This is a genomic window from Enterococcus sp. DIV1314a, assembly GCF_051713805.1.
GTDB classification, from domain to species: domain Bacteria; phylum Bacillota; class Bacilli; order Lactobacillales; family Enterococcaceae; genus Enterococcus_I; species Enterococcus_I aquimarinus.
This window is the reverse complement of record NZ_JBIOQP010000001.1, coordinates 476,112-499,196: the sequence shown is the minus strand read 5'-3', so window position 1 is coordinate 499,196 and position 23,085 is coordinate 476,112. Positions and strand designations below refer to the sequence as shown.

Below are 23,085 nucleotides of genomic sequence, written 5' to 3'. Positions count from 1 at the left end.
CGCTAATTCATCTCTTTTTTTTGTTTTCTCATGTTTTCCCAATGTCCTTTTGGATAAAATCATGTATAATATTCAAGGCTAATAGGTCATTTATTCATAAATATTAATGGAAGGAAGATAAAAGTGGAAAAAAATAAAGAAATAAAAAAGAAAAAACGTGACTTTACCAAAATGAAGACACCCCATATTTATGTGATTATTTTTGGGGTTGTACTTTTTTCTTGGTTGTTAACATTCCTAGTACCTGCAGGGAAATTTAGTACAGAAGAGATTGAATACGATGATGGTAATGGAGGAGTCAGTACGCGAGCGGTCTTACGTCAAGATTCTTTCCGGTACGCGCATCCACTCGATCAAGCATTTGTCTTTGAGCAATTAGAAGCATTACAAAATAATCCAACTGAAATGGAAGCACTCGAAGTTCCGGAAGAAGGATTGGAAGAAGTTTTAGCGGCTGGAGAAGAAGCGCTCACGCAAGAAGAACTGGATGAAGTATCGCTAACAGATGACGTGTTATATGAGATGTATGGCATGGAAATCTATGATACGAGTAAAAAACTTCATCGGACAGCTCGTGTATGGGGAACCGATGACACTGGCGGTTTTGGTTTTTTAAATTTTGTTTTTGAAGGATTAACTTCAGGTGATAAATACGGATCAGCTGTCGGGATTGCCGCGTTGATTTTAGTCGTGGGTGGCGCATTTGGTATTATTATGCGCACGGGAGCGATTGAAGCCGGGATTTTTGCTTTCATCAGTAAAACAAAAGGCTTAGAACGTCTCGCGTTACCATTGCTCTTTTTCGCCTTTTCGTTTGGTGGTGCAACCTTTGGGATGGCCGAAGAAGTCATTCCTTTTGCGATGATTATGGTGCCTTTCGTCATTGCGTTAGGTTATGACTCCATCGTGGCAGTGACGGTAACGTATGTGGCTTCGCAAATTGGGAATGGGACTTCTTGGATGAGTCCTTTTAGTGTAGCAGTGGCTCAAGGAATCGCTGGTGTGCCAGTGCTTTCCGGTGCGACATTCCGTCTCATCATGTGGTTTGTGGTGACAAGTTTATCTGCTATTTATTTAATGATTTATGCCGAGAAAATTCGCAAAAATCCGGAAAAATCACTCAGTTATAAATCGGATAATTATTTCCGTGAACATATTCAAAAAACAAACGATGAAAATAAACCTTTCTTATTGGGTCATAAATTAGTTCTCGTTGAAATGTTATTGGTCTTAATCTGGATTATCTGGGGTGTAACTCAAAAAGGCTACTATATTCCAGAAATTGCTTCTCAATTTTTCGTAATGGGATTAGCTGCAGGGATTACAGCTGTATTCTTTAATCTAGAGGGAATGAGCATCAATGATGTTGCTTCTTCTTTTCAGTCAGGGGCTTCTGATTTAGCAGGAACGGCTATTGTGGTCGGGATGGCAAAAGGAATTCTTCTTGTCTTAGGTGGATCAGATGCGAACGTTGCATCTGCATTAAATACCGTTCTTCATAGTATTGGAGAATTATTAGTAGGCGCACCTGCTTGGTTAGGTGCTTGGGTGATGTATATCTTCCAAAGTTTATTCAATTTAGTTGTAACGTCTAACTCTGGTCAAGCCGCATTGACGATGCCAATTATGGCACCTTTAGCGGATATCGTTGGGGTATCCCGTCAAGTTGCCGTTCTTGCTTATCAATTAGGTTCTGGTTTCATGGATGCTTTCACACCTGTTTCCGCTAGTCTGATTGGTGTGCTAGGTGTTGCACGAATTGAGTGGGTAAAATGGGCAAAATTCCAAATCAAGATGCAAGGGTTCTTATTTGTTTTAGGAACGATTTTCATTATGATTGCTATTGGGATTGGCTTACAATAAAATAGAATAAGGTGCTGAGATGGTCAACGCCATCTCAGCTTTTTTAATAGAAAGAAGGAACGAATTATGAAAATCATTCGACAAGCAGAAATCTATGCGCCTGATTTTTTAGGGACGATGGATGTATTCATTGTAAATGATAAAATCGTCGCAATTGAAGACGAAATCACGGGTGGCTTTGAAGGACTAACTATTGAAGAAATTGATGGGAGCGGACAGATCTTAACCCCAGGCTTTATCGATTGCCACTTCCACATTTTAGGTGGCGGTGGCGAAAATGGCTATCACAATCGGACGCCGGAAGTGACATTAAGCCAATTAACGACAGCAGGTGTCACGACCGTTGTGGGTTGTCTTGGGACCGATGGCGTCGGCAGAGACATGGTGGCACTTTTAAGCAAAGCACATGGTCTTGAAACAGAAGGGATTACAACGTACGTTTACGATGGTTCGTATCGTTTGCCGATTGAACCAGTGACAGATTCCATTATCAAAGATTTGCTAACGATTGATAAGATTATTGGCGTGGGAGAAATTGCAATTTCTGACCATCGTTCGTCGCAACCAACCTTCGCTGAATTTACTCGGACTGTCGCGGATGCTCGTGTCGGTGGGATGTTATCAGGTAAAGCGGGCATTGTGAATGTCCATTTAGGTGATGGTAGCGATCGATTAAAACTTATCAACCAAACGATCGAAGAAACAGAAATTCCAATTACCCAATTTTTACCAACGCATGCCAATCGCACCCAAGAAGTCTTTGAAGCGTGTTTAGAATTCGCTAAAAAAGGTGGCGTGATTGATTTTACCGGTAGTGAAAATCCGGATTTCTGGGAAAAAACAGATGGTGAAGTTCGCTTTAGTAAAGCATTAAAACGTTTCTTAGCCGAAGATATTAGTCTCGATAACTTTACGATGACTTCAGATGGTCAAGGAAGTTTACCTTACTTTAATGAGCAAAACCAATTTATTGGTATGGGCGTTGGTAGTGCGAAATCATTACTGGTAGGAATCAAAGAAGCCGTTTTTAAAGAAGAGATTCCATTAGAAATTGCCCTTCGAGCGATTACGTGTAATCCTGCCAAGATTTTAAAACTTGAAAATAAAGGCGTCTTAGCCGTTGGAAAAGATGCCGATTTATGTTTACTAGATAAAGAGACGTTAGAGCTTCGAACTGTTATTGCAAAAGGCCAAGTCATGGTCGCAGAAAAAGAAGTAAAAGTTTGGGGAACCTTTGAACAACTCGGGAAATAACGTAGAAAAAGAAGCAGTCACTGCAAAAAAGTGACTGCTTCTTTTTGTTATTTTACGAAAGATAAAAGGTGAATAAAATAATTGACAATATACGAAAATACAAACATTAACCGAAAAATAATGAATAAATATACAATAAAACCTTGATTTTAGAAAAAATATACGTATAGTATACAGTAACAAACAAAACAGGAGGAAGATAAAATGGCGAAACAAGCAGATGACATTAAGAAAGTAGTACTAGCGTATTCAGGTGGGCTAGATACTTCCATTATGATTACTTGGTTAAAAGAAAATTACAATAATTGTGAGGTCGTTGCGGTCACAGGAAATGTCGGGCAAGACGCTGAACTCGAAGGACTAGAAGAAAAAGCCTTGAAAACAGGGGCATCAAAACTTTATATAGAAGATTTACAAGATGAGTTTGTCGAAAATTATATTTTTCCATCGCTAAAAGCGGGTGCTGTTTATGAAAATGGTTATTTATTAGGAACTTCTTTTGCACGTCCGATCATCGGCAAACGGTTAGTGGAAATCGCAAAAGCAGAAGGTGCGGATGCGATTTGTCATGGATGTACTGGAAAAGGAAATGATCAAGTTCGTTTTGAACTCGCAGTCAAAGCGTTCGCACCTAATATGAAAATCATTGCACCTTGGAGAACATGGGAATTGAAATCACGGGAAGATGAGATTGCCTATGCAGAAAAACACAACATTCCGTTGAAAATTACAAGAGAAACAAACTACTCTAAAGACATGAACTTATGGCACTTATCCCATGAAGGACTTGATCTAGAAGATCCAGCTAATGAGCCAAAATATGAACAAATTTTAGAATTGAGTGTGACGCCTGAGCAAGCACCGGACGAGCCCACTTATGTTGAGTTATCTTTTGAAAAAGGCATTCCTGTTGCATTAAACGGCGAAAAAATGACTGGTGTGACGTTGATTAAAACCTTAAATAAAATTGGCGGACAAAATGGGATTGGCATTATCGATATTGTCGAGAATCGTTTAGTCGGGATGAAATCAAGAGGCGTTTATGAAACACCAGGCGGAACGATTTTGTATCATGCACACCAAGCACTTGAGACTCTTTGTTTAGATAAAGACACGCAACATTATAAACAAAGTGTCGCGATAAAATTCGCAGAACTGGTTTACAACGGGTTATGGTACACCCCTTTGCGAGAAGCGTTGAGTGCTTTTGTTGATGAAACACAAAAAACAGTGACTGGGGAAGTGAAATTAAAATTATACAAAGGAAATATCACGAACGTCAGCTTAACATCACCTTACTCATTGTATAGCGAAGAGTTTGCTTCTTTTGGAGAAGACGATGTTTATGACCACCAAGATGCTGAAGGTTTCATTAACTTGTTTGGTCTACCAATTACAGTAAAAGCCTTGCTTGATGAAAAGGGTGGTCAGTAATGGCAAAACTTTGGGCGGGACGCTTTAAAAAAGAAGTCGATCAAAAAGTGAATGATTTTAATAGCTCGATTCGTTTTGACTTTCGGATGTATCAACATGATATCTACGGCAGTATCGCTCATGCGACGATGTTAGGCGAACAAGGAATTATTCCGTTAGCAGAATCTCGCAAGATTGTTGGCGGTTTGGAAGAAATCTTAGCCGAAATTGAAACAGGAAAATTGATTTTTGATGAAGAAGCCGAAGATATTCATATGTTTATCGAATCGGAGTTAACCAAAAAATTAGGTGAAACAGGCAAAAGACTCCATACCGCCAGAAGTCGGAATGATCAAGTGGCACTCGACTTACGGTATTATTTAAAAGATGAAACAAATGAGCTAATTGGCTTAACGAAAGCGTTAATTCAAGTTTTTTGTGAACTTGCGGAGGAACACACGGAGACCGTTATGAGTGGGTACACCCATCTCCAACGCGCTCAACCGATTACGTTTGCGCATCATTTAATGGCGTACGTTCAAATGTTCTTACGCGATGTTGAGCGCTTAGAAGATAGTCAAAAACGCTTAGATGTCATGCCATTAGGAAGTGGTGCCCTAGCTGGTACGACCTATGAGATTAATCGGTACCGTGTCGCTGAAATTCTAGGATTTTCAGATATCACGAAAAATAGTTTAGACGGCGTTTCGGATCGCGATTTTTGTATTGAGTTGACGAGTGACTTAGCGATTTTAATGATGCATCTTTCTCGTTTTTGCGAAGAAATTATTTTGTGGTGTTCGTGGGAATTCAAGTTTATTGAACTAGATGATGCGTATGCGACCGGTTCAAGTATTATGCCACAAAAGAAAAATCCCGATATTGCGGAACTCATTCGTGGGAAAACGGGCCGGGTGATTGGCGATTTAGTAACCTTGCTGACGATGATGAAAGGATTATCACTGGCCTATAACAAAGATATGCAAGAAGACAAAGAAGCGATTTTTGATGCCGTAGACACGGTGAAGCTTTGCTTAACGACTTTAGCACCAATGGTTGAGACGATGACCGTTTTAAAAGACAATATGCGTCAAGCCGCGGCAAAAGGCTTTATTAATGCGACCGACTGCGCTGATTATTTAGTGAAAAAAGGCATGGCCTTTCGGGATGCTTATCATATTACTGGCAAGCTAGTCGCGCTTTGTATTGAAAAGCAAACGGTTTTAGAAGCATTACCACTTTCGGAGTACCAACAATTAAGCGAATTATTCACCGAAGACATCTACGAAGCCATCGATTTGATTACGTGTGTTAACGAACGCAATGTCATTGGCGGACCCGCAAAACTAGCTGTTGAAAAGCAAATAAAAGAAGCACTAGCTGCACTATAAAAGAAAACTGGAGGGAATCTCTCGTGAAGAAAACCGTTTATATAGATGGACAGGAAGGAACAACCGGACTAAAAATCGTTCAACGATTAGAAAAACGTGACGATTTAGAACTCATTAAAATTGAGGAGCATTTACGTAAAGAGGTGAATGAACGGAAAAAATTAATGAATCAATCGGATTATACGTTTCTTTGTTTGCCCGACGAAGCGGCGCGAGAAGCTGTCTCCTTAATCGATAATGAACAAGTAAAAGTAATTGATGCTTCAACGGCTCATCGGACGCATCCGGATTGGGCGTATGGCTTTCCTGAATTATCGGCGAGTCATCGGGCGAAAATTGAAGGCTCAAAAAGAGTCGCTGTCCCGGGATGTTACGCCAGTGGATTTGCAGCTTTAGTTTATCCGCTCGTAGCGGTCGGGATTTTGCCAAAAGACTATCCGGTGACATGCCACGCGGTGAGCGGTTATAGTGGCGGCGGAAAGTCAACCATTCAAGCGTATGAAGCGCAAAGTCGATCCACGGCATATGATGCGCCAAGACTCTATGGTTTAAATCAAAAACACAAACACTTAAAAGAGATGCAAGCTGTCTCCAATTTAGCCTATCCACCAATCTTTAATCCAAGTATTGCGGATTTTTATCAAGGGATGCTCGTGTCAATTCCTTTACATACACGCTTTTTAACCGAGCAACGAACGGCCCAAGAGATTCATCAATTATTGGAAAAATATTACCAAAAGACGACTTTTATTGACGTTCAACCGTTTGCGACGAATGAATTTTTAGCCGCAAACGCACTAGTTGATACGAATAAAATGGACATCATTGTTTCCGGCCATGAAGATCAAATCTTACTCGTGGCACGCTTAGATAATTTAGGAAAAGGCGCTTCAGGAGCGGCTGTTCAGTGTTTAAATATTATGATGGGAATGGATGAAAGAACCTCTTTGATCGATTCATTTTAAAAGGAGAGAAGTAAACGTGAGAGTAAAAGAATTTCCACATCACGTCATCAGTCAGGGAGTTTGTGCGGCAGAAGGATTCCTAGCAGCAGGCGTGCATTGTGGGTTACGAAAAAATAAAAATAAGCCTGATTTAGCGCTGATTTATAGCGATGTTCTTTGTCAGGCAGCCGCAGTCTATACGCAAAATAAAGTCAAAGGGGCACCGATTTATGTGACCCAACGGCATTTGATCAATCCTGTGGCGCAAGGGATTATCATCAACAGCGGCAATGCTAATACGTGTAATCCAGACGGAGAAGAAAACGCAGCGAAAATGTGTACTTCAATTGCCGAAGAATTAGGGATAGCCAGTGAGAATATGCTAGTCGCTTCTACCGGCATTATTGGGGAATCGTTGCCGATTGATTTGATTATCGATGCTTGTCCAACCTTAAAGACTCAACTAAGTCGCACAGGTAATGCTAATGCAGCCGCGGCGATTTTAACGACCGATACTTGTGAAAAGGAATATGCGTTGTCTTTTGAATTAGAGGGCACTGAAGTAAAAATTGGCGGAATCTCAAAAGGTAGTGGGATGATTCATCCCAATATGGCAACGATGCTTTGTTTTGTCACAACAGATGTCGCGATTGAAGCGCACTTATTACAAAAAGCCTTGAAAGATGTCACAGAAGAAACCTTTAATATGATTTCGGTTGATGGCGATACCTCAACGAATGATATGGTGACGGTACTAGCGTCTGGTTTAGCTGGTAATCCGCCAATTACAGAAGAAGATTCGCCGGCGTATCAAGCATTCCTTCAAGGACTCTATCTTGTTTTAATGCAATTGTCGCGTAAAATTGCGCAAGATGGAGAAGGAGCTTCCAAATTATTAGAATGTCACGTCACCGGTGCAAAAGAAAAAGGGATTGCGAAAGCTGTTGCGAAAAGTATTATCACGTCTAGTTTGGTGAAAAGTGCGATGTTTGGTCAAGACCCGAATTGGGGCCGTATTTTATGTGCGATTGGCTATGCAGAAGGCGACTTTGCAATTGAAAAAGTCCGTGTCGATTTAGCTTCGCAGTTTGGCCGAGCGACGGTTTGTCTACGTGGTACTCGTGCCGACTTTAAGGTCCAAGAATTAACACAAATTTTAACCGCCGATGAAATTTTTATTCTCGTAGATTTAGGGGAAGGCACGGCAGAAGCGACGGCTTGGGGCTGTGATTTAACGTATGATTATGTCAAAATTAATGCCGACTATCATACGTAAGAAAGGAGTAACCGATGGGAAAATCGATATCAGATACATTAAGAGCCGAAGTATTAATGGATGCTCTTCCTTACATCCAAAAATATAACGGGAAAATCGTCGTGGTGAAATACGGCGGCAATGCCATGACCAGTGACGTCTTAAAAGATGGTGTGATGGCAGATCTTGTCTTACTTTCGTTAATTGGGGTCAAAGTCGTGCTCGTTCATGGCGGAGGACCCGAAATTAATGAGCAATTACACAAAATCGGGAAAGAAAGTCATTTTATCGAAGGATTACGCTATACCGATCAAGAAACGATGGATGTCGTTCAAATGGTCTTAGCCGGCAAAGTAAATAAAAGCCTCGTCGCGCACTTAGAAAAAAGTGGTGGAAAGGCGTTAGGCCTATGTGGGATTGATGGCTCGATGTTAAAAGCGAAGAAAAAAGAATCGGACATTGATTTGGGATTTGTCGGAACAGTCACTCACGTCGATCCAACTCCGATTTTAAATGCATTAGAACAAGGTGTCATCCCGGTCGTTTCAACGATTGGGATTGGGGAGGATATGCAGACTTACAACATTAATGCCGATACCGCGGCAGCCAAAATTGCGGCTACGTTAAATGCGGAAAATTTAATTTTAATGTCTGATATTAAAGGTGTCTTACGGGATAAAAATGATGAACAGACGTTGATTTCAGCCGTTCATGTGAGTGAAGTTCCAAGTATGATTAAACAAGGGATGATTAGCGATGGCATGATTCCTAAAATTGAATGTTGCGTTGAAGCGATTCGTCGTGGTGTTAAACGGTCGATTATTATCGACGGTCGTACCCCTCATTCGATTTTAATTGAACTACTTTCTAAAGAAGGAATTGGCACGATGTTTTATTAATAGCTGACGTCGTATCCAAAAGAAGAATTGAAGAAGGAGGGATTGAATGAAGAGTCAAGAACTCGTAGAAAAATATGTGATGAATACTTATGCGCGCAAACCACTTTGCATCGTTTCCGGAGAAAATGCCACGTGTTATGACGAAAATGGCAAGCAGTACATTGATTTTAGTAGTGGCATTGGCGTTAATTCACTGGGATTTTGTGACGATGATTGGAGTGCCGCGATTGCCAAGCAAAGTCAGACCTTACAACATACATCCAATTTATATGTGACCCAACCAATGGCAATTCTTGCTGAAAAGTTGTGTTTAAAGACGGGTTATGCCAAGGTTTTCTATGCGAATTCCGGAGCAGAGGCCAATGAAGGGGCGATTAAACTCGCGCGTAAATATAGCTTTGATAAATACGGTGCCGCCAAAAAAAGGTATAAAATTATTAGTTTAGTGAATTCTTTTCATGGTCGCACGATTACGACGCTCGCTGCAACCGGTCAAGATGTCTTCCATCAGTCGTTTCATCCTTTTACAGAAGGATTTGACTATGCGCAAGCAAATAACATCGATGATTTGCTTGCGAAATTAGATGATACGGTTTGTGCAGTCATGATTGAATGGATTCAAGGAGAAGGTGGCGTCAATCCGCTTGATCCTGAGTATGCAAAAGCACTGTCTGCTGTCTGCCAAGAGAATGATTTGTTGCTAATCGCCGATGAAGTTCAAACAGGAGTCGGACGAACGGGTCAATTTTTAGCCAGCCAACACTATGGTATTCAACCGGATATCACCACGTTAGCCAAAGGACTCGGCGGTGGCTTGCCAATTGGAGCCTTTTTATGTAATGAACGCTTAGCAAATTGTTTGCAGTATGGCGATCATGGAACGACTTTTGGCGGAAATCCTGTTGTTTGTGCAGGTGCGAACGTCGTACTCGAGAAGGTTGATGACGGCTTACTTGAAGCAGTTCGAGCAAAAGAAGCCCTGATTCGGGAAACATTCGCACATACGCCAGAAGTCATGCAAATCGATGGCATGGGACTGATGCTCGGGATTCAGTTGCAACAGAAACAAGCTGCCACAGTAGTGGATGATTGTTTAGCGGAAGGATTAATTGTGTTAACGGCCAAAGATAAAATTCGCTTGTTGCCTCCATTAACGATTAGTGAGACCGAATTAAAAACCGGTTTGGAAATCTTGTTAAACGTGTTAAACCAACCAAATAAGGAGTGAAAGTATGAAGCATTTACTGAAATTAATCGATTTATCAACAGAGGAAATTACGGAGATTTTAAATTTATCGGATCAATTGAAATATGAACTGAAAAATAATATTCCCCATCCTCGTCTAGCAGGCAAAACACTGGGGATGATTTTTCAAAAATCCTCCACGAGAACGCGGGTTTCTTTTGAAGTCGGCATGTACCAACTAGGTGGGCATCCACTATTTTTAAGTGCGAATGATTTGCAAATCGGACGCGGAGAACCGACAGCTGATACCGCACGTGTCATGTCTCGCTATTGTGACGGCATCATGATTCGGACTTTTGAACAAGCCGAAGTGGAAGAATTTGCAAAATACAGTACGATTCCAGTGATTAATGCGTTAACAGATTTCGCTCATCCGTGCCAAATTTTTGCCGATTTACTGACGATACGTGAATACAAAGGTTCGTTTGAAGGGTTAAAAGTTTGTTTCATTGGCGATACGAATAATATGGCGAATTCGTTTATTGTGGGTGCCTTGAAAGTTGGCATGAAATTTACGCTTGCTTCTCCTGCCGGTTATGTATTACATCCAGAAATAGCTGCTTTTGTGAAAGACAATCCTAATTTTGAACAGACAACGGACGTTTTAGCGGCTACCAAAGAGGCGGATGTCGTGGTTACCGATGTTTGGGCGTCAATGGGAGACGAAGCAGAAGCGCAAAAACGCCAACAAGATTTCGTGGGCTATCAAATCAACAATGAAGTCATGGCAAATGCCAAGAGCGATGCGATTGTTTTACACTGTTTACCTGCTCACCGTGAAGAAGAAATCACGACCGAAGTGTTTGAGAAGTATGCAAACGTCATTTTTGATGAGGCAGAAAATCGCCTTCATGTTCAAAAAGCAATTTTAGTCAAATTAATGGAAAAATAAATAGACACGACTACTACAAAATCCGCACTACCCGCATGATAGGATTCATAGTGCCTCAAAAAATTGGACTTTTTGAGTCTGATCCAAAAGTCTCTTTAACGAAAACAAGTATTCCAAAATGAGGCAACTCATTTTGGAATACTTGTTTTCTTGTCTAATTACGTTCCTATACTTTCTATATTTCCTTAAATTTTGTGACATTGACGCTAATCCTAAATCCTGTGTAATTTTATTTGGCGTTAAATTTCCCCTGTGATATCCTCTTTTAGTAGCTCTCTTGCGTGAGCTTGAAAGTACTACGCTTTTTCATTAGATTTTTATTGCTTTTTGAATGGTTAGATAAATTTCTAACATGATAATCGAAGCAAGACTTAAATTCATATATTTTAAGATGTCTTTTGAAACCGTCCTTATCTGTTCGATTAGAATAAATTCTGAATTTTTCTTCTTTTTTATTAGTGGTGCATATATAATACTTTACAATTAACAGAATCATCTGGAAACATCATATCCTGAAAAAAAATTTTAAAAAAATGATAGCACATAGGATGTCCTTTTTCCGAAATTTTTTAGCCATTATTCAAATAAAGCTGAAGTGAAAACAACATTTAAACAATCAGCTACTCGAACGGTATTTGTCTAACCATCGATTCGCAGGCTCAAATCAGAGATAGTGAAACGCTCTTTTTAACTGAAAGAGTGTGGCAGTAGTATTCAAATCAATCTTTACTAAATACGTAAGCAACGCCGCAATCAGAGTAAGAATCACGTGATCAATCGCGCCTTGCTCGCTTTGCGAGTAAAGATGTTTAATGGTCAAATTCTATTTGAAATACTTAAAGAAAAATTCGATTTTCCAACGTGTTTGATACTTGTCAGCGACTTCGTTATCGTGAATTTTTATGGATATTGATTGTCCTGATCTATATTATAGAGATTTAATTGAAGTTTGATGCCGAATTTCATCTGACTGAAATTTGCCCAATGGAACCAGTTTGTATTTAAAGGAATCATTGTCGAATCAATTAATTGATGGCTTGATGTTTTTGAAATCCGGCGTTATTTCGAAACTTTCTGTACGAGATTTGTAATATTTTCATTAGGATAGTCATGTTTATTTCCGTTCCTCTGCGAGACGAGGAGCTATATGAAAACGAATCGATTCCGACTTCTCGGCACAATCGTTTATCCATTAAAGCATGTCTGATTTCGCGATAGCTTGGCAATTCTTCGTAAATCGCATGTAAAAGAATCTTGATGGTTACTTCAAAATCCAGTTTTTTATGATAATATTCAAATTTTTAATAGTCATTTGGGCTTTTTTGATCATTCATTAAAATTTATCGCAAAAAACCATTTCTGAAAGACAGTTTTTTTTGTTATACTTATCTATGCGTTATTCCTTTTTATTGGTCTTGGATAAGTCATACTAGATTCCGTATAAAGGATTTTTTTAGTATAGATAGTAATAAATGAGGGGTTTTAGTCTAAAATTATCTTTGTACCATTAGTGAAAAAACTACTAAAAAAGTTATATTGTTTAAAACGATTCCAAAAAGTTAGATCTAATAATCTAACTTTTTGGAATCGGTACGGTTTTTTATTTGTATATTTTTAGATTAAGGTATAACCAGCAAATAGTGATTTAATCAATATAATAAATCTTCAAGTCATACTGAAGGTTTTGATTTTAATAAAACTTCCTCTTTATTATTAATAACGAAAATGACTTCTGAAAATTGATCATAACCAGAGTATTCAAAAGTTATTTCAAAGAAATCTTGATTATTTTGATGGTTAATTTTCGTATTTTTAGCTTCGTACGTTTGTTTTTTTTCACCATTTATGACTTTTAATTGAAAAGTTCCGTTTTCTTGTTGCTCAGCCAATTGTTCAAATCCATCTTTAGAAAGATTGACGATAAATGATGTGGGATAGGCAATGGCACCATTTACTCCATAAGTTTTTCCTTCCAATGGTAAGAATTTAATTGGATCAAATTCTTTTGTTGTTAAATCAATGGGAAATTTCCAATCACCTTTTACTTCTTCAACTGATAGATGATTTTCGCCTTGAGTGTTCCCCTGATTTTTAATTCCTTTGATGCTCCCAATTGATAGGGTAGCATTCTCCACTTCAAACAGATTGCCTTTTTCTTTAGCTTGTAATCGATAGGTCATTTCTAATGTGTTCGTTTCTCTATCTATAGCGTAATCTACACTAGTTGATTGAATATTATCTAAAACGTCTATGTCATCCATGTTAAAATTAATAATCGTTTGATCTTCTTCGTTTGATATTGCAAATGTTAAAATATATTCTTCTATGTCACTAGCTAATAAATTAGAATCTCTCGGTAATTTGATAGAGAAATGTAAGCCTAGAGCATTGTTGTCAAAATAATGTTCTTGTAGTTGAATTTGAATATTTTGATCGACATCTGAAGCAAAAGTTTTACTGATAAATTGGTTTTGTTTCAGGTTATCTGAGGTGAAATCTCCAAATCTAAGTAAATTAACCGCGGCCAATCCAAGCGGAGTCATGCTAATGATGATGATACAACTAAATACGGCAATTAACGGATAGATATACTTTAATTTAGGCTTTGTCTTTTTAGAAGTTTCTTCTTTGAGGATATTCTTATAGGTTTCATCTAGTCTATTGCGTACAACCATAGATAATTCTTCTTCTTTCATAATTGTTTTTTTAAGATTTTTTTCGGATAAACACATGATTATTCCTCCTTAATTTGTTGTATTTTTAATCGTGATTTGGCTCTGGATAATCTTGTTTTTATCGTATTGACAGGTAGATCAAGAATCTCACTGATTTCCTTAATCGAGTAACCATTGTAATAAAAAAGAACTAGCGGGACGCTATATTTCGAATCTAGCGACAACAGCTGATTTCTGAGTTCCATTGAATCAATACTTGAGCTATTTTCTTCATGTAGAATCGCCCTGTAATCAAGAGTTCTATTATTTTTATTGATTATTTTATTACTGTTATTAATCAAAATCCGACATAACCAAGTATCAAAATATTTATCTTTTCTAAGATTTTTAATGTTTTTGAATGCATCAATCATCGTTTCTTGTAAACAATCAGCAATGTCCTCTTCATTATTTAAGAATTTTCGAGCCATATTATATAATAGTTTTTCTTTTGCCATCATTAATTGAACGAAAGCATCAGTATTTCCTGCCTTTGATCGTTTAACTAAAAATAAATCTTTCGACACACGACAACCTCCTTCTTTTTTGTCTCTATACTATTAGAGTAACTAAACCATACAAAAGTTTCATTTATTATCAATTTTCTAAATTTTATGTTCACTAAAGTACTTCTAATAATATTTATAATATGCCGATAAAGAGTATGTTAGAAAGTTTTCTTTGATCGTTTTCGAATGATTGTCGATTAAAACATCGATGATTTTATGAGAAGTAGCATCACTGAGTTCAAAGAGGACGGACTGTTTGACTCTGCGAGAAATAAAGCAGTGCTTTTCAATTTCTAACGATTCTGCCAGAAACGATGACTGACATTCACGGCATAAAAACCGTTGTTTCCGTAAAAAGAGGTAGGTAGGATAGTGAGTATGGCTAATCCATTTAACTTTTGAAAGAATAAAGCCATTCTTTACAATTGAATAATCAAAATTAACCACGCCGCAGCAAGGGCAGGCCTTTGGACGGTAAGTCAAGAAGTCATGATAGACTTTTGCATTTTTCCTTTGATTCGCTGTTCTTCACAAAATAAATGGTCAAAAGTAATATTTCTATCTTTTAAATCAATAGCGTTTCGTATACTCTCGTGATGAGACATATGAATCTTCCTTTCAAAATGTGGTATGGTAACTATCATTTTAACTGGAAGTTTCATATGTTTCTATTTTTTTGTAAAAAAATAGATGTGAATGAATTTCTTCATCCACATCAAAAATTATACAGCCCTGAAAAATCAAAGACAGTCGCATCATAATCCAAGAAGTGTACAATAAAATAAAAGCAACTAAAGTTATAGCTATCAGTGTTTGCTCATCAGTTTTGGCAAATCAAAAACAAGGACGCGGTCAATGGGAAAAGCATTTTCTTTTAACCGGTAGGGGGCGGCACTTGATTCAAACAAAACATAGAGACGGTCATCAGCTGCGACAATTTGCTCCATGTAAGGTGGAAAGGTTATTTCTTTCGTATAGTCTTCTTCATCGACATCATAAGGGTCAGCGGCTAGGTTATTTGGTGCAAATAAAAGCTTAGAAGACTTGTCTCCGTAAGATTGAGAAAATAAAATCTGATCTTCGTAGAATGTGACACCTTGTAATTCCTTGGTGATTTCAACAACTTCTTTAACTGGATCGGCTCCGCGAACTTCTTGTGGCGCACTGACTTTTTCTTGGATAGGAAGTCCCTGTTTGTCAAGTGGATAGCTGACGAGTGTGCCGTCGTGTTCTTCTTTAAAACGACCGACGACTAAGTTATTTTTATGATAGGTGATAAAAGAAGCTTTTTCTAGATCAAAAAGGGCAATTTCTTCTAAATATTGGATTGGTTCTTTTGTTTTCTCAAATTGATCTTCCGCGATTTGTTTCAAAGAAATCGCGGAAAGTTGCGCGGTATCATCAGGCGTTTCAGTCGTTAACCAGAGATTTTGCGCGGTTGGATCATACGCGAGGCCCCCTAAGTGTGGGGTGTCAGGCAATACGATGGTTTTAACGTGTTCACCTGTTGCTTTTTCTAAAACATATAACACGGAATGATATTTTTTTTCTTCACTATAAGCCGAAATAATGAGCCAATCTTCTGCTAAAGCAAGTCCTTGGGGAACCATTCCTTGCCCGATTTCGACTTCTCCGCTTTTCGTATGAATCGTTTCGGTATTTTCTAAGTCTGGAATCAGATATTGATCGAAAGGAGCATTGGTTAACAGCGCTGGTACGATTTCGGGGTACCGAGCTTCAAATCCTCTATGAAAATAAGGTTTTCTAGTTAGAAAAAAGATAAATAAAGCAATCGTAATCAGCATCATCAAAACGCTTGTTATGATTATTTTTCGTGATCGAGTCATCATTAGTCACTCCTTTTTGTTTTATTTTACAAGGAAGTACCGAAAAAACAAAGTAAAGTGATTCTTTCTTGATATAAATCAAGTTATCCCATAGAAAATCTTCGTATAATGAGAGTATCCAATGAAGAAAGAGGGAAAAAAGATGAAAAAAACTGATTTCGATGTCACGAATAAGCTGGAAGATTTAGATAAATTGACGCGGACGATTGAAAAGGTACACGGCAAAAACCATCCAGAGCTACGGGAAGTCCGTCAATTATTTTTAGCGATTCAGGCCAATGTCCAAGAGGCTATGCTTGATAAAAAAACGCTAGCTCTGCAACTCGAACGATTGCGAAGCATTACAGCAAATTACACACCACCAGAAGATGGGTGTCAAGGGTATCAAAAGACCTACCGATTGTTGAAAGAAATGGATTTCGCTTATCAAGGGTAGAGATAAGAACGTGCAGATTGTTGTGGTCCGTTTATCGAGCAATGTTCTTGAAGGCAAAAAGGAACTGCGAGTTTGCTCACAGTTCCTCTTTGTCTAAAAAGCTTGGGGGTTTTCTGCCCGTAAATCGAGATGAGTCAGATAACGCCAACGAGAAATCCAAAAGAGTAGGAATTGTAAAAGAAAGTAGACCGCGATGATAATGAAGAAATAGTGCCATAAATTCACTTCAGCTAATTGAACAATTCCCCAGAAAGCCACAGCAGAGTGACACGTCGCGACAATCATTGGTAAGAAATACATGGTTAATAGTTGGCGTGTCACGATTTGGTGACGCATTTTTGGCGTTAAGCCAATTTGATAGAGACTGCGATGCAAGCGTCCTTCTTTATCTAAATCCCCAAAGAGGCGGAAATAAAGAATAGAAGAAGCAAAAAGGAAGAAAACCCCACCAATCAGCAACCCAATCATTAAAATAAAGCCATTTGATTGGCGTTTTTGAATGAGATTATGATAAAGAGAATCGAATTCCAAGTATTTTGTATTGATAATGTCATTCCATTTTTCTGCAGAAGCTTCTTCGTTATCGATCGAGTGGTATTCTTCCATTGCCGTTTCAAAATCAACGACTTTTTGAGTTAATCGAGTGAGTATTTGCTTATTCAAGGCACTACCATCGTCCCAGTTTTGATAATGAATGAATTGATAGATTTCGCTGTAAGGCATGTCTTCTGTTTGCATTTTTCCCTTAATCAATCCCACAAGAGAATCCGGTGCAATCAGAATTTGATTATAAACCGAAAGACGAAAAGGAATCGGGACCTCTGTTAAGGTAAAATCCCCTTCCAAATCAACAATTGAAATGGGATAGGATTGTCCGAATTCTTTGAAATAGGTTGCTTCTTCTAAATCGAAAGCTGGAAGCAGTAATTCATTTTCTTTCGTTACCAAGGTTTCCATTCCTAATTGTTTCGCGAGTCGATTATAGTCGCTAATCGAAATAACGCCGGTATAATTAGAAACGTTCTCTTCTTTAAGGGTATATTCAAAGGGGATTGGTTGGATTTTTTCATAAGTCGGTTCATAGCCTGCTTTTGCTAATTGCTCAAAAATTTCTTGGCCCAATTGTAAAATCGGGTGTTCCGCTTCGCTTATTTGAGTCGGATCAAAAGAATGATTGATTACCAACGCTGCGGGAAGGTTATTTCTTGTATTGGCTTCGGTACTGCCTAAACTGGCGGTCACAGAGACACCGACCAGAGCAACGGCTGCGGTACAAGTAATAAGAGCAAACAAATTGGCATTTTCTTTCCCACGATAAATCCCGGTTGCAGTTAAGAGTAACTGTTTTCCTTGCCAATAGTCCGCCCTTTTTTTTCGCCATAAGTAGTAATAAACACTCACTTGATGGAAAAAGAGAAAGGTTGCGATAACGGTAAACATGACACAAGAAAGTAAGACAAGAATATTATTGTTGTAAATGCTTTTTACAAAGTAAACAAGAGAACCATAGCCGATACCTAAACTGATAAACGCCAATAGGACTAAAACAGGATTGGCTCTGGGAGTTTTGTCAGGCATTTCCTCACTTTTCCCTAGTTGTGTTAAATTGGCGGTTTCAATTTTTAAAGTCAAAAAGAAACTAACGAGTAAAAATAAGATGATATAAACCCCAATGGTTAACACAATCCCCACTGTTGGAAAGTAAAAATCGAGTCCCGTAGTCAAACTTAAAATGTTTTGCACAATAATTAAGATGGCTTTCATAAAGACTAATCCAATCGTAATCCCAGAGATAATGGCGCCGATGCCAATGACCATGTTTTCACCGAACAGTAATTTGCGCAGATCTTTAGGCTGAATCCCTAGCATGACATAGATACTCAATTCACGTTTTCTAGCTTTTGAGAAAATACCAAACGAATACCATAAAAAGATAAAAGAAAGTGCCACAATCAGCACTTGACTGACAGTCATTCCCATCGCAGCTAATGTGGCGATGTTGCCATTACTACCACCCAGACCAGACTTTAGTTGAGGATGAAAATTTAAAATGGAAAATAAAAAGAAAACAAAAACAGAAAAGCTACTACTGAGAAAGTAACCTCCATAAATGCGAGAAGAACGGATAACGTTATTAGTAATCAGCTTGAAGAAGTTCACGACTACGACCTCCTAAGTGACTTAAAACGGTTAAAATCTTTTGATAAAACTCATCGCGATTTTCCCCTAAGTAAATTTCATTGTAGAAACGCCCGTCTTTAATAAAGACTACCCGATGACAGTAACTTGCAGCAAAGGGATCATGTGTCACCATTAACGTAGTGACGTGGCGTTCGAAGTTCAATTGACTCAGCAGAGCCATCACATCATCCGCAGATTTTGAATCGAGATTCCCTGTCGGTTCGTCCGCTAAAATCAAAGCAGGATCATGAATTAACGCGCGGCAAATAGCGACTCGCTGCATTTCACCACCGGATAATTGATAGATACGCTTATCTCTTAAAGCAGAAATACCAAGTTCATCTAACAAGTCTTCCGCTTTTTTTAACATGAATGCCGGTTTTTCGCCATCTAACGTCAGCGGTAAGACAATATTTTCAATCACGGTTAGTGGGGCAAGTAAATTGTATTGTTGAAAGACAAAACCAAGTTTGTGCCGGCGAAAATCCGCTAAACGATTTTTGTTGTAAAGATGCGGATTTTCATTTTCAAGTAAGACTTCTCCAGTTGTTGGTTGATCCAACGTTGCGATGCAGTTGAGCAAGGTCGTTTTCCCACTGCCGGAAGGTCCCATGATTGCGACCATTTCGCCTTTTTCGACCGTTAAATCAATTCCTTTTAAGACCTCAACTGTGACTTCGCCAGTATAATTTTTCGTTAATTGCTTAATTGATAGTAATGACATAGATGTGTCCTCCTAAGTGTTATCATACAGCTAGTTTAGCAAGAAAAATCTGGCTTACCTATGGCTGAAGCTGACAAAATCCTTACAAAGTTGTAAGAAAATAAAAAGTGTGACAGAAAAAAGCTGCCACACTACTGTTTGATTTTAGGGAAAACAAGCGTAACCGTTGTACCTTGACCAAAAATAGAGTCAATCTGTAGCTGAATATCTAATCCTTCGGCGACTTGATTGACTAAATAAAGACCCATCCCCGTGGCTTCACCAAATGTTCGCCCATTTTCGCCCGTGAAAAAAGGTCGTTTCACCCGAGGTAAATCGGAAGCGGGGATTCCAACACCATAATCGGTTATCGTCAGTTGAATCGTCTCCTCGTGTGCGATAGCTGTCACATCGATTTTCCCCTCGGAATAAGAATATTTCAAACTATTCGTTAAGAGCTGTTCAATCATAAAGGCCAACCATTTTTCATCGCTAATGATCATCATTTCTTCCGGAATTGAAATAGCAGGATAAATGTTTCGCTGAATAAAAGCTGTTTTTTGCGTATTAATCGCACTCGAGACGACATGGGTTAAAGAGAGTTTTTTCAGTACGAAGTCGGTCTGGAATCCAGCACTTAACCGGGCTTCGTTGAGGGCAATATTCAGTCCGTTTTTTAATCGTTGTGTTTCTGTTAAGACAGCTGATGGCGTCAATTGCTTGTTTTGAGCCATCATTTCGAGCACACTCAAGGGAGTTTTCATCTGATGAACCCATAAATTCATAAAGGTAATTTGTTGTTCTTGTCGTTTCGTTTGGAGTAAAAGTTGTTGCTCTTCTTTTTTTCGAACGTGATCAAATGAGACTTGAATCTTCTGGCTAACGGGGCTACTGTCACCCGGTAGTAGTTGATTCGTGTGACCCGATAAAAATCGATATAAATGGCGTTTGGTATAATAATCATAAGCAAATAAACCTAGGAATAAGAAGGCACTTAAGCCTAAAAAATACAAAGATAAACGCCAACCTAAAGTGTCACTTAAACCAGTAATTAGCGCGACAAAAGCAATGATTGTCAAACAAGCAGTGAAAGGAATCCAATGCGTTTTAATATAATAAGCCATTTACGCCACCTGCCAATCCAGTTGATACCCAATGCCGCGAATCGTCACAATGCTATTGACCAATCCTAAATCTTCTAGTTTTTTACGTAACCGTCCCATATTCACAGAGAGCGTATTATCATCCACAAAGCGGACATCATCCCATAATTTCATGAGTAACGTTTCTCTTGGAACGATTTTCGGGGCTTCCTCGATCAGTAATTCTAATAGTTCCCCTTCTTTTTTAGTAAGTAGTTCTTTTTGCTGATGGTAGTGGACTTCTGACCGTTCGGGATAATAGGTTAATTCACGAAAAATGACAGTTCGCTCTTTAGCAATCGCGTATTCTCCGTAGACCCGTCGGAATTGACTTTTAATTTTAGCCATTAGAATTTCATTCACGAAGGGTTTCACTAAGTAATCATCGCCCCCGTATTCCATTGCCATGACTTGGTCCATCGGGTGATCGCGAGCAGACAAGAAAATAATGGGCACATTGGCATGTTTGCGAATCATTTTTGTCCAATAAAAGCCATCAAAATAAGGTAAATTCACATCCATTAATACTAAATGAGGTTGGATCGCTAGAAACTCTTGATCAAGATGTTGAAAGTTTTTTCCTATGGTCACGTCAAAGCCATATTTTTCAATCGTGGCACTGATTAAGTTGGCTAATGCCTTATCATCTTCGATTAGAAAAATCTTCATCTTATGCCTCCTCTTTTTTAGTCGTATCAATTAATTGTAAGTGCGAGTTGAAATAGTGTTTATAGGCAAGATATCCGGCAATTATCGAGCCGAGACTGGTCGTTGAAAGCAGCATAAAGGTCACCATGATTTGATATTTAATCGCATGGACAGGATCAACTCCTGCAAAGATTAAACCAGACATCATGCCGGGCAAACTGACAAGTCCGACTGTTTTTGCAGAATCAATTGTCGGTTGCATCGCCGTTTTAATACTCTCTCGTAAAATCGGGAGAGAAGCAAGTTTGATTGGCGCCCCTAAAGCGAGTTTTTCTAAGACTTGTTGCCGTTGGTCTTGGAATTTTGAAAAGAGATGACGGTAGCAAAGACCAATCGCGACCATTGAGTTACTCGCAATCATTCCACTAATTGGAATCACTTGAGATGGGATAAATTTAATGGCGCCAGATAAGACAAGCACCCCCATCGTGACATACGTGCTAATAAAAATTGCTAATAAGGAATTCCAATAGCTTTTGATTGGATGTGGATTACGCTTATGGGCATTCCAAGCGGCATTCACGACAATAAAGAAGCTCATTAAAGCCGTCAGTACTACGTTATTAACTTGGAACAAATATTTTAAGACATAACCGACAATCGTTAATTGAATGACTGCTCGTAAAATACTCAAGAGAATGTCTTTACTTAAGGTTAATTTTTCCTTTTGACTAATCAAAACTGCGATTAAAACCAGCGCAAAGGAAAAAAACAAAGATGCATTATTAACGGCTAACTCGTTCATCGACAATCCCTCCATTTTGAATCCAAATTGTTTTTTTACTGTGGGCTAATTCACTTTCATCATGAGTGATTTGTAGTAACGTTACGCCTTTTTGGTGAATCTTTTCAAGAAAATCTAGCACAATTTGCTTATTTTCACTATCCAATCCGACCGTCACTTCGTCGAGCAATAATAGTTTAGGTAAAAAAAGTAAATTTCGTAAAAGAGCGACTCTTTGACGTTCACCACCAGAAAGATCATTGATATTTTTAGGTAAAAAATCAGGTTTTAAAGCGACTAATTGAAGGGCGTCTTCGGCTTTCTTTTGATCAAACGGTAAGTGACGGATCGTAAAAGGGAAGAGCAAGTTATCATAAACCGTCTCACCAAATAAGGTCGGATTTTGAAAACAATAGGAAACTTCTTGCCGGTAAGTGGTGATTTCATAAGTATCCTGCGCTTTTCCTTGATATAAAATGGCTCCTGAAGTGGGTGTTTGTAAGGAGGCAATCAGTTTCAGCAAGCTACTTTTTCCACTACCAGAAGGGCCACCAATGGTCAGCCAATCGCCTGCTTCTACCGTTAAGTTGACGTTTGATAAAATGTGTTGTTTTCCTACTTGATAGGAAAGTTGATGAATGGTTAATAAAGCAGTCATAATCGTTCCTTTCTTAAAACATTGATACTCTAATTGTACCTTGTCTGATTTATTTAGGGAAGGTTTCTCTCGAATGATTTGACAAAGGCGTGAAAACTTGATAAATTGTGAGGGAATAAAAATGTAACCTAGTGAAACGGGGACGAATTTGTGAGTGTCAGCGGTATCTAAATTATAAGTTGAATCGTCGAAAAAACGGCAAATGGCAGGTTTATTTGGCGAGCTTATCAAGATACCTGTCGACAAATGAGATGATAGACTGCTCAAGCGATGGTGTAGACGATCGTTTTTTTTGTGTTTTCTAGG

General features: G+C 38.6%; 20 protein-coding genes. 10 read left to right on the top strand and 10 right to left on the bottom strand.

Annotation, left to right across the window (positions count from 1 at the left end; all coding sequences use genetic code 11):
- The first annotated feature begins 171 nt into the window (after positions 1-171).
- From yfcC to argF, 9 genes are all read left to right on the top strand, one after another.
- Positions 172-1,863 carry a putative basic amino acid antiporter YfcC gene (gene yfcC / locus IGI68_RS02370; protein WP_438733199.1) on the top strand — a complete coding sequence of 564 codons (1,692 nt, stop codon included), beginning with the start codon at positions 172-174 and terminating at the stop codon, positions 1,861-1,863.
- Positions 1,864-1,929: 66 nt separating this feature from the next.
- A complete protein-coding gene (iadA, locus tag IGI68_RS02365) occupies positions 1,930-3,117 on the top strand; it encodes a beta-aspartyl-peptidase (RefSeq protein WP_438730132.1) in 1,188 nt (395 codons plus the stop codon).
- Positions 3,118-3,321: 204 nt separating this feature from the next.
- A complete protein-coding gene (locus IGI68_RS02360; protein WP_438730129.1) occupies positions 3,322-4,551 on the top strand; it encodes an argininosuccinate synthase in 1,230 nt (409 codons plus the stop codon).
- A complete protein-coding gene (gene argH, locus IGI68_RS02355; protein WP_273230608.1) occupies positions 4,551-5,921 on the top strand; it encodes an argininosuccinate lyase in 1,371 nt (456 codons plus the stop codon). The genes IGI68_RS02360 and argH overlap by 1 nt, the downstream gene beginning before the upstream one ends.
- A gap of 23 nt (positions 5,922-5,944) precedes the next feature.
- Positions 5,945-6,886, top strand: coding sequence for an N-acetyl-gamma-glutamyl-phosphate reductase (gene argC / locus IGI68_RS02350; protein WP_438730126.1), 942 nt, complete (start codon positions 5,945-5,947; stop codon positions 6,884-6,886).
- A 16-nt stretch (positions 6,887-6,902) separates the two neighbouring features.
- Positions 6,903-8,141, top strand: coding sequence for a bifunctional glutamate N-acetyltransferase/amino-acid acetyltransferase ArgJ (argJ, locus tag IGI68_RS02345; protein WP_438730123.1), 1,239 nt, complete (start codon positions 6,903-6,905; stop codon positions 8,139-8,141).
- A gap of 14 nt (positions 8,142-8,155) precedes the next feature.
- Positions 8,156-9,019, top strand: coding sequence for an acetylglutamate kinase (argB, locus tag IGI68_RS02340; protein ID WP_438730120.1), 864 nt, complete (start codon positions 8,156-8,158; stop codon positions 9,017-9,019).
- Between the two features lie 46 nt (positions 9,020-9,065).
- Positions 9,066-10,247, top strand: a complete 1,182-nt coding sequence (locus IGI68_RS02335; RefSeq protein WP_438730117.1) for an aspartate aminotransferase family protein — start codon at positions 9,066-9,068, stop codon at positions 10,245-10,247.
- Between the two features lie 4 nt (positions 10,248-10,251).
- Positions 10,252-11,157 carry an ornithine carbamoyltransferase gene (gene argF, locus IGI68_RS02330; RefSeq protein WP_438730114.1) on the top strand — a complete coding sequence of 302 codons (906 nt, stop codon included), beginning with the start codon at positions 10,252-10,254 and terminating at the stop codon, positions 11,155-11,157.
- Positions 11,158-12,827: 1,670 nt separating this feature from the next.
- Here argF and IGI68_RS02325 read toward each other — a convergent pair.
- The 4 genes from IGI68_RS02325 to IGI68_RS02310 all read right to left on the bottom strand — a co-directional run bounded on the left by IGI68_RS02325 (position 12,828) and on the right by IGI68_RS02310 (position 16,227).
- Complete coding sequence (locus tag IGI68_RS02325) at positions 12,828-13,889, bottom strand: hypothetical protein (protein WP_438730111.1); 1,062 nt, start codon at positions 13,887-13,889, stop codon at positions 12,828-12,830.
- A 2-nt stretch (positions 13,890-13,891) separates the two neighbouring features.
- A complete protein-coding gene (locus IGI68_RS02320; protein ID WP_438730108.1) occupies positions 13,892-14,398 on the bottom strand; it encodes an RNA polymerase sigma factor in 507 nt (168 codons plus the stop codon).
- A 105-nt stretch (positions 14,399-14,503) separates the two neighbouring features.
- Positions 14,504-14,863 carry a transposase family protein gene (locus IGI68_RS02315; RefSeq protein ID WP_438730105.1) on the bottom strand — a complete coding sequence of 120 codons (360 nt, stop codon included), beginning with the start codon at positions 14,861-14,863 and terminating at the stop codon, positions 14,504-14,506.
- Positions 14,864-15,186: 323 nt separating this feature from the next.
- Complete coding sequence (locus IGI68_RS02310) at positions 15,187-16,227, bottom strand: YncE family protein (RefSeq protein WP_438730102.1); 1,041 nt, start codon at positions 16,225-16,227, stop codon at positions 15,187-15,189.
- A 142-nt stretch (positions 16,228-16,369) separates the two neighbouring features.
- On the opposite strand from IGI68_RS02310, the gene IGI68_RS02305 reads away from it, so the two are divergent.
- On the top strand, positions 16,370-16,663 hold the full coding sequence (locus IGI68_RS02305; RefSeq protein ID WP_438730099.1) for an iron-sulfur cluster repair di-iron protein, ric: 294 nt from the start codon (positions 16,370-16,372) through the stop codon (positions 16,661-16,663).
- A gap of 93 nt (positions 16,664-16,756) precedes the next feature.
- On the opposite strand, the gene IGI68_RS02300 is transcribed toward IGI68_RS02305, so the two are convergent.
- The 6 genes from IGI68_RS02300 to IGI68_RS02275 form a co-directional block, all read right to left on the bottom strand.
- The gene (locus IGI68_RS02300) at positions 16,757-18,823 is read right to left on the bottom strand and encodes an ABC transporter permease (protein ID WP_438730096.1); all 2,067 of its coding nucleotides are present in this window, start codon (positions 18,821-18,823) and stop codon (positions 16,757-16,759) included.
- Positions 18,798-19,568 (bottom strand): ABC transporter ATP-binding protein, encoded by a 771-nt coding sequence (locus tag IGI68_RS02295; protein WP_071874397.1) that lies wholly within the window; start codon positions 19,566-19,568, stop codon positions 18,798-18,800. Before IGI68_RS02295 ends, IGI68_RS02300 begins: the two co-directional genes overlap by 26 nt.
- A 131-nt stretch (positions 19,569-19,699) precedes the next feature.
- Positions 19,700-20,671: a sensor histidine kinase gene (locus IGI68_RS02290; protein ID WP_438730092.1), complete on the bottom strand. Its 972-nt coding sequence runs from the start codon at positions 20,669-20,671 to the stop codon at positions 19,700-19,702.
- Complete coding sequence (locus IGI68_RS02285) at positions 20,672-21,358, bottom strand: response regulator transcription factor (RefSeq protein ID WP_273230915.1); 687 nt, start codon at positions 21,356-21,358, stop codon at positions 20,672-20,674.
- Between the two features lies 1 nt (position 21,359).
- Positions 21,360-22,142, bottom strand: a complete 783-nt coding sequence (locus IGI68_RS02280) for an ABC transporter permease (protein WP_273230917.1) — start codon at positions 22,140-22,142, stop codon at positions 21,360-21,362.
- The gene (locus tag IGI68_RS02275; protein WP_438730087.1) at positions 22,123-22,779 is read right to left on the bottom strand and encodes an ABC transporter ATP-binding protein; all 657 of its coding nucleotides are present in this window, start codon (positions 22,777-22,779) and stop codon (positions 22,123-22,125) included. The genes IGI68_RS02280 and IGI68_RS02275 overlap by 20 nt, the downstream gene beginning before the upstream one ends.
- Positions 22,780-23,085 lie beyond the last annotated feature (306 nt).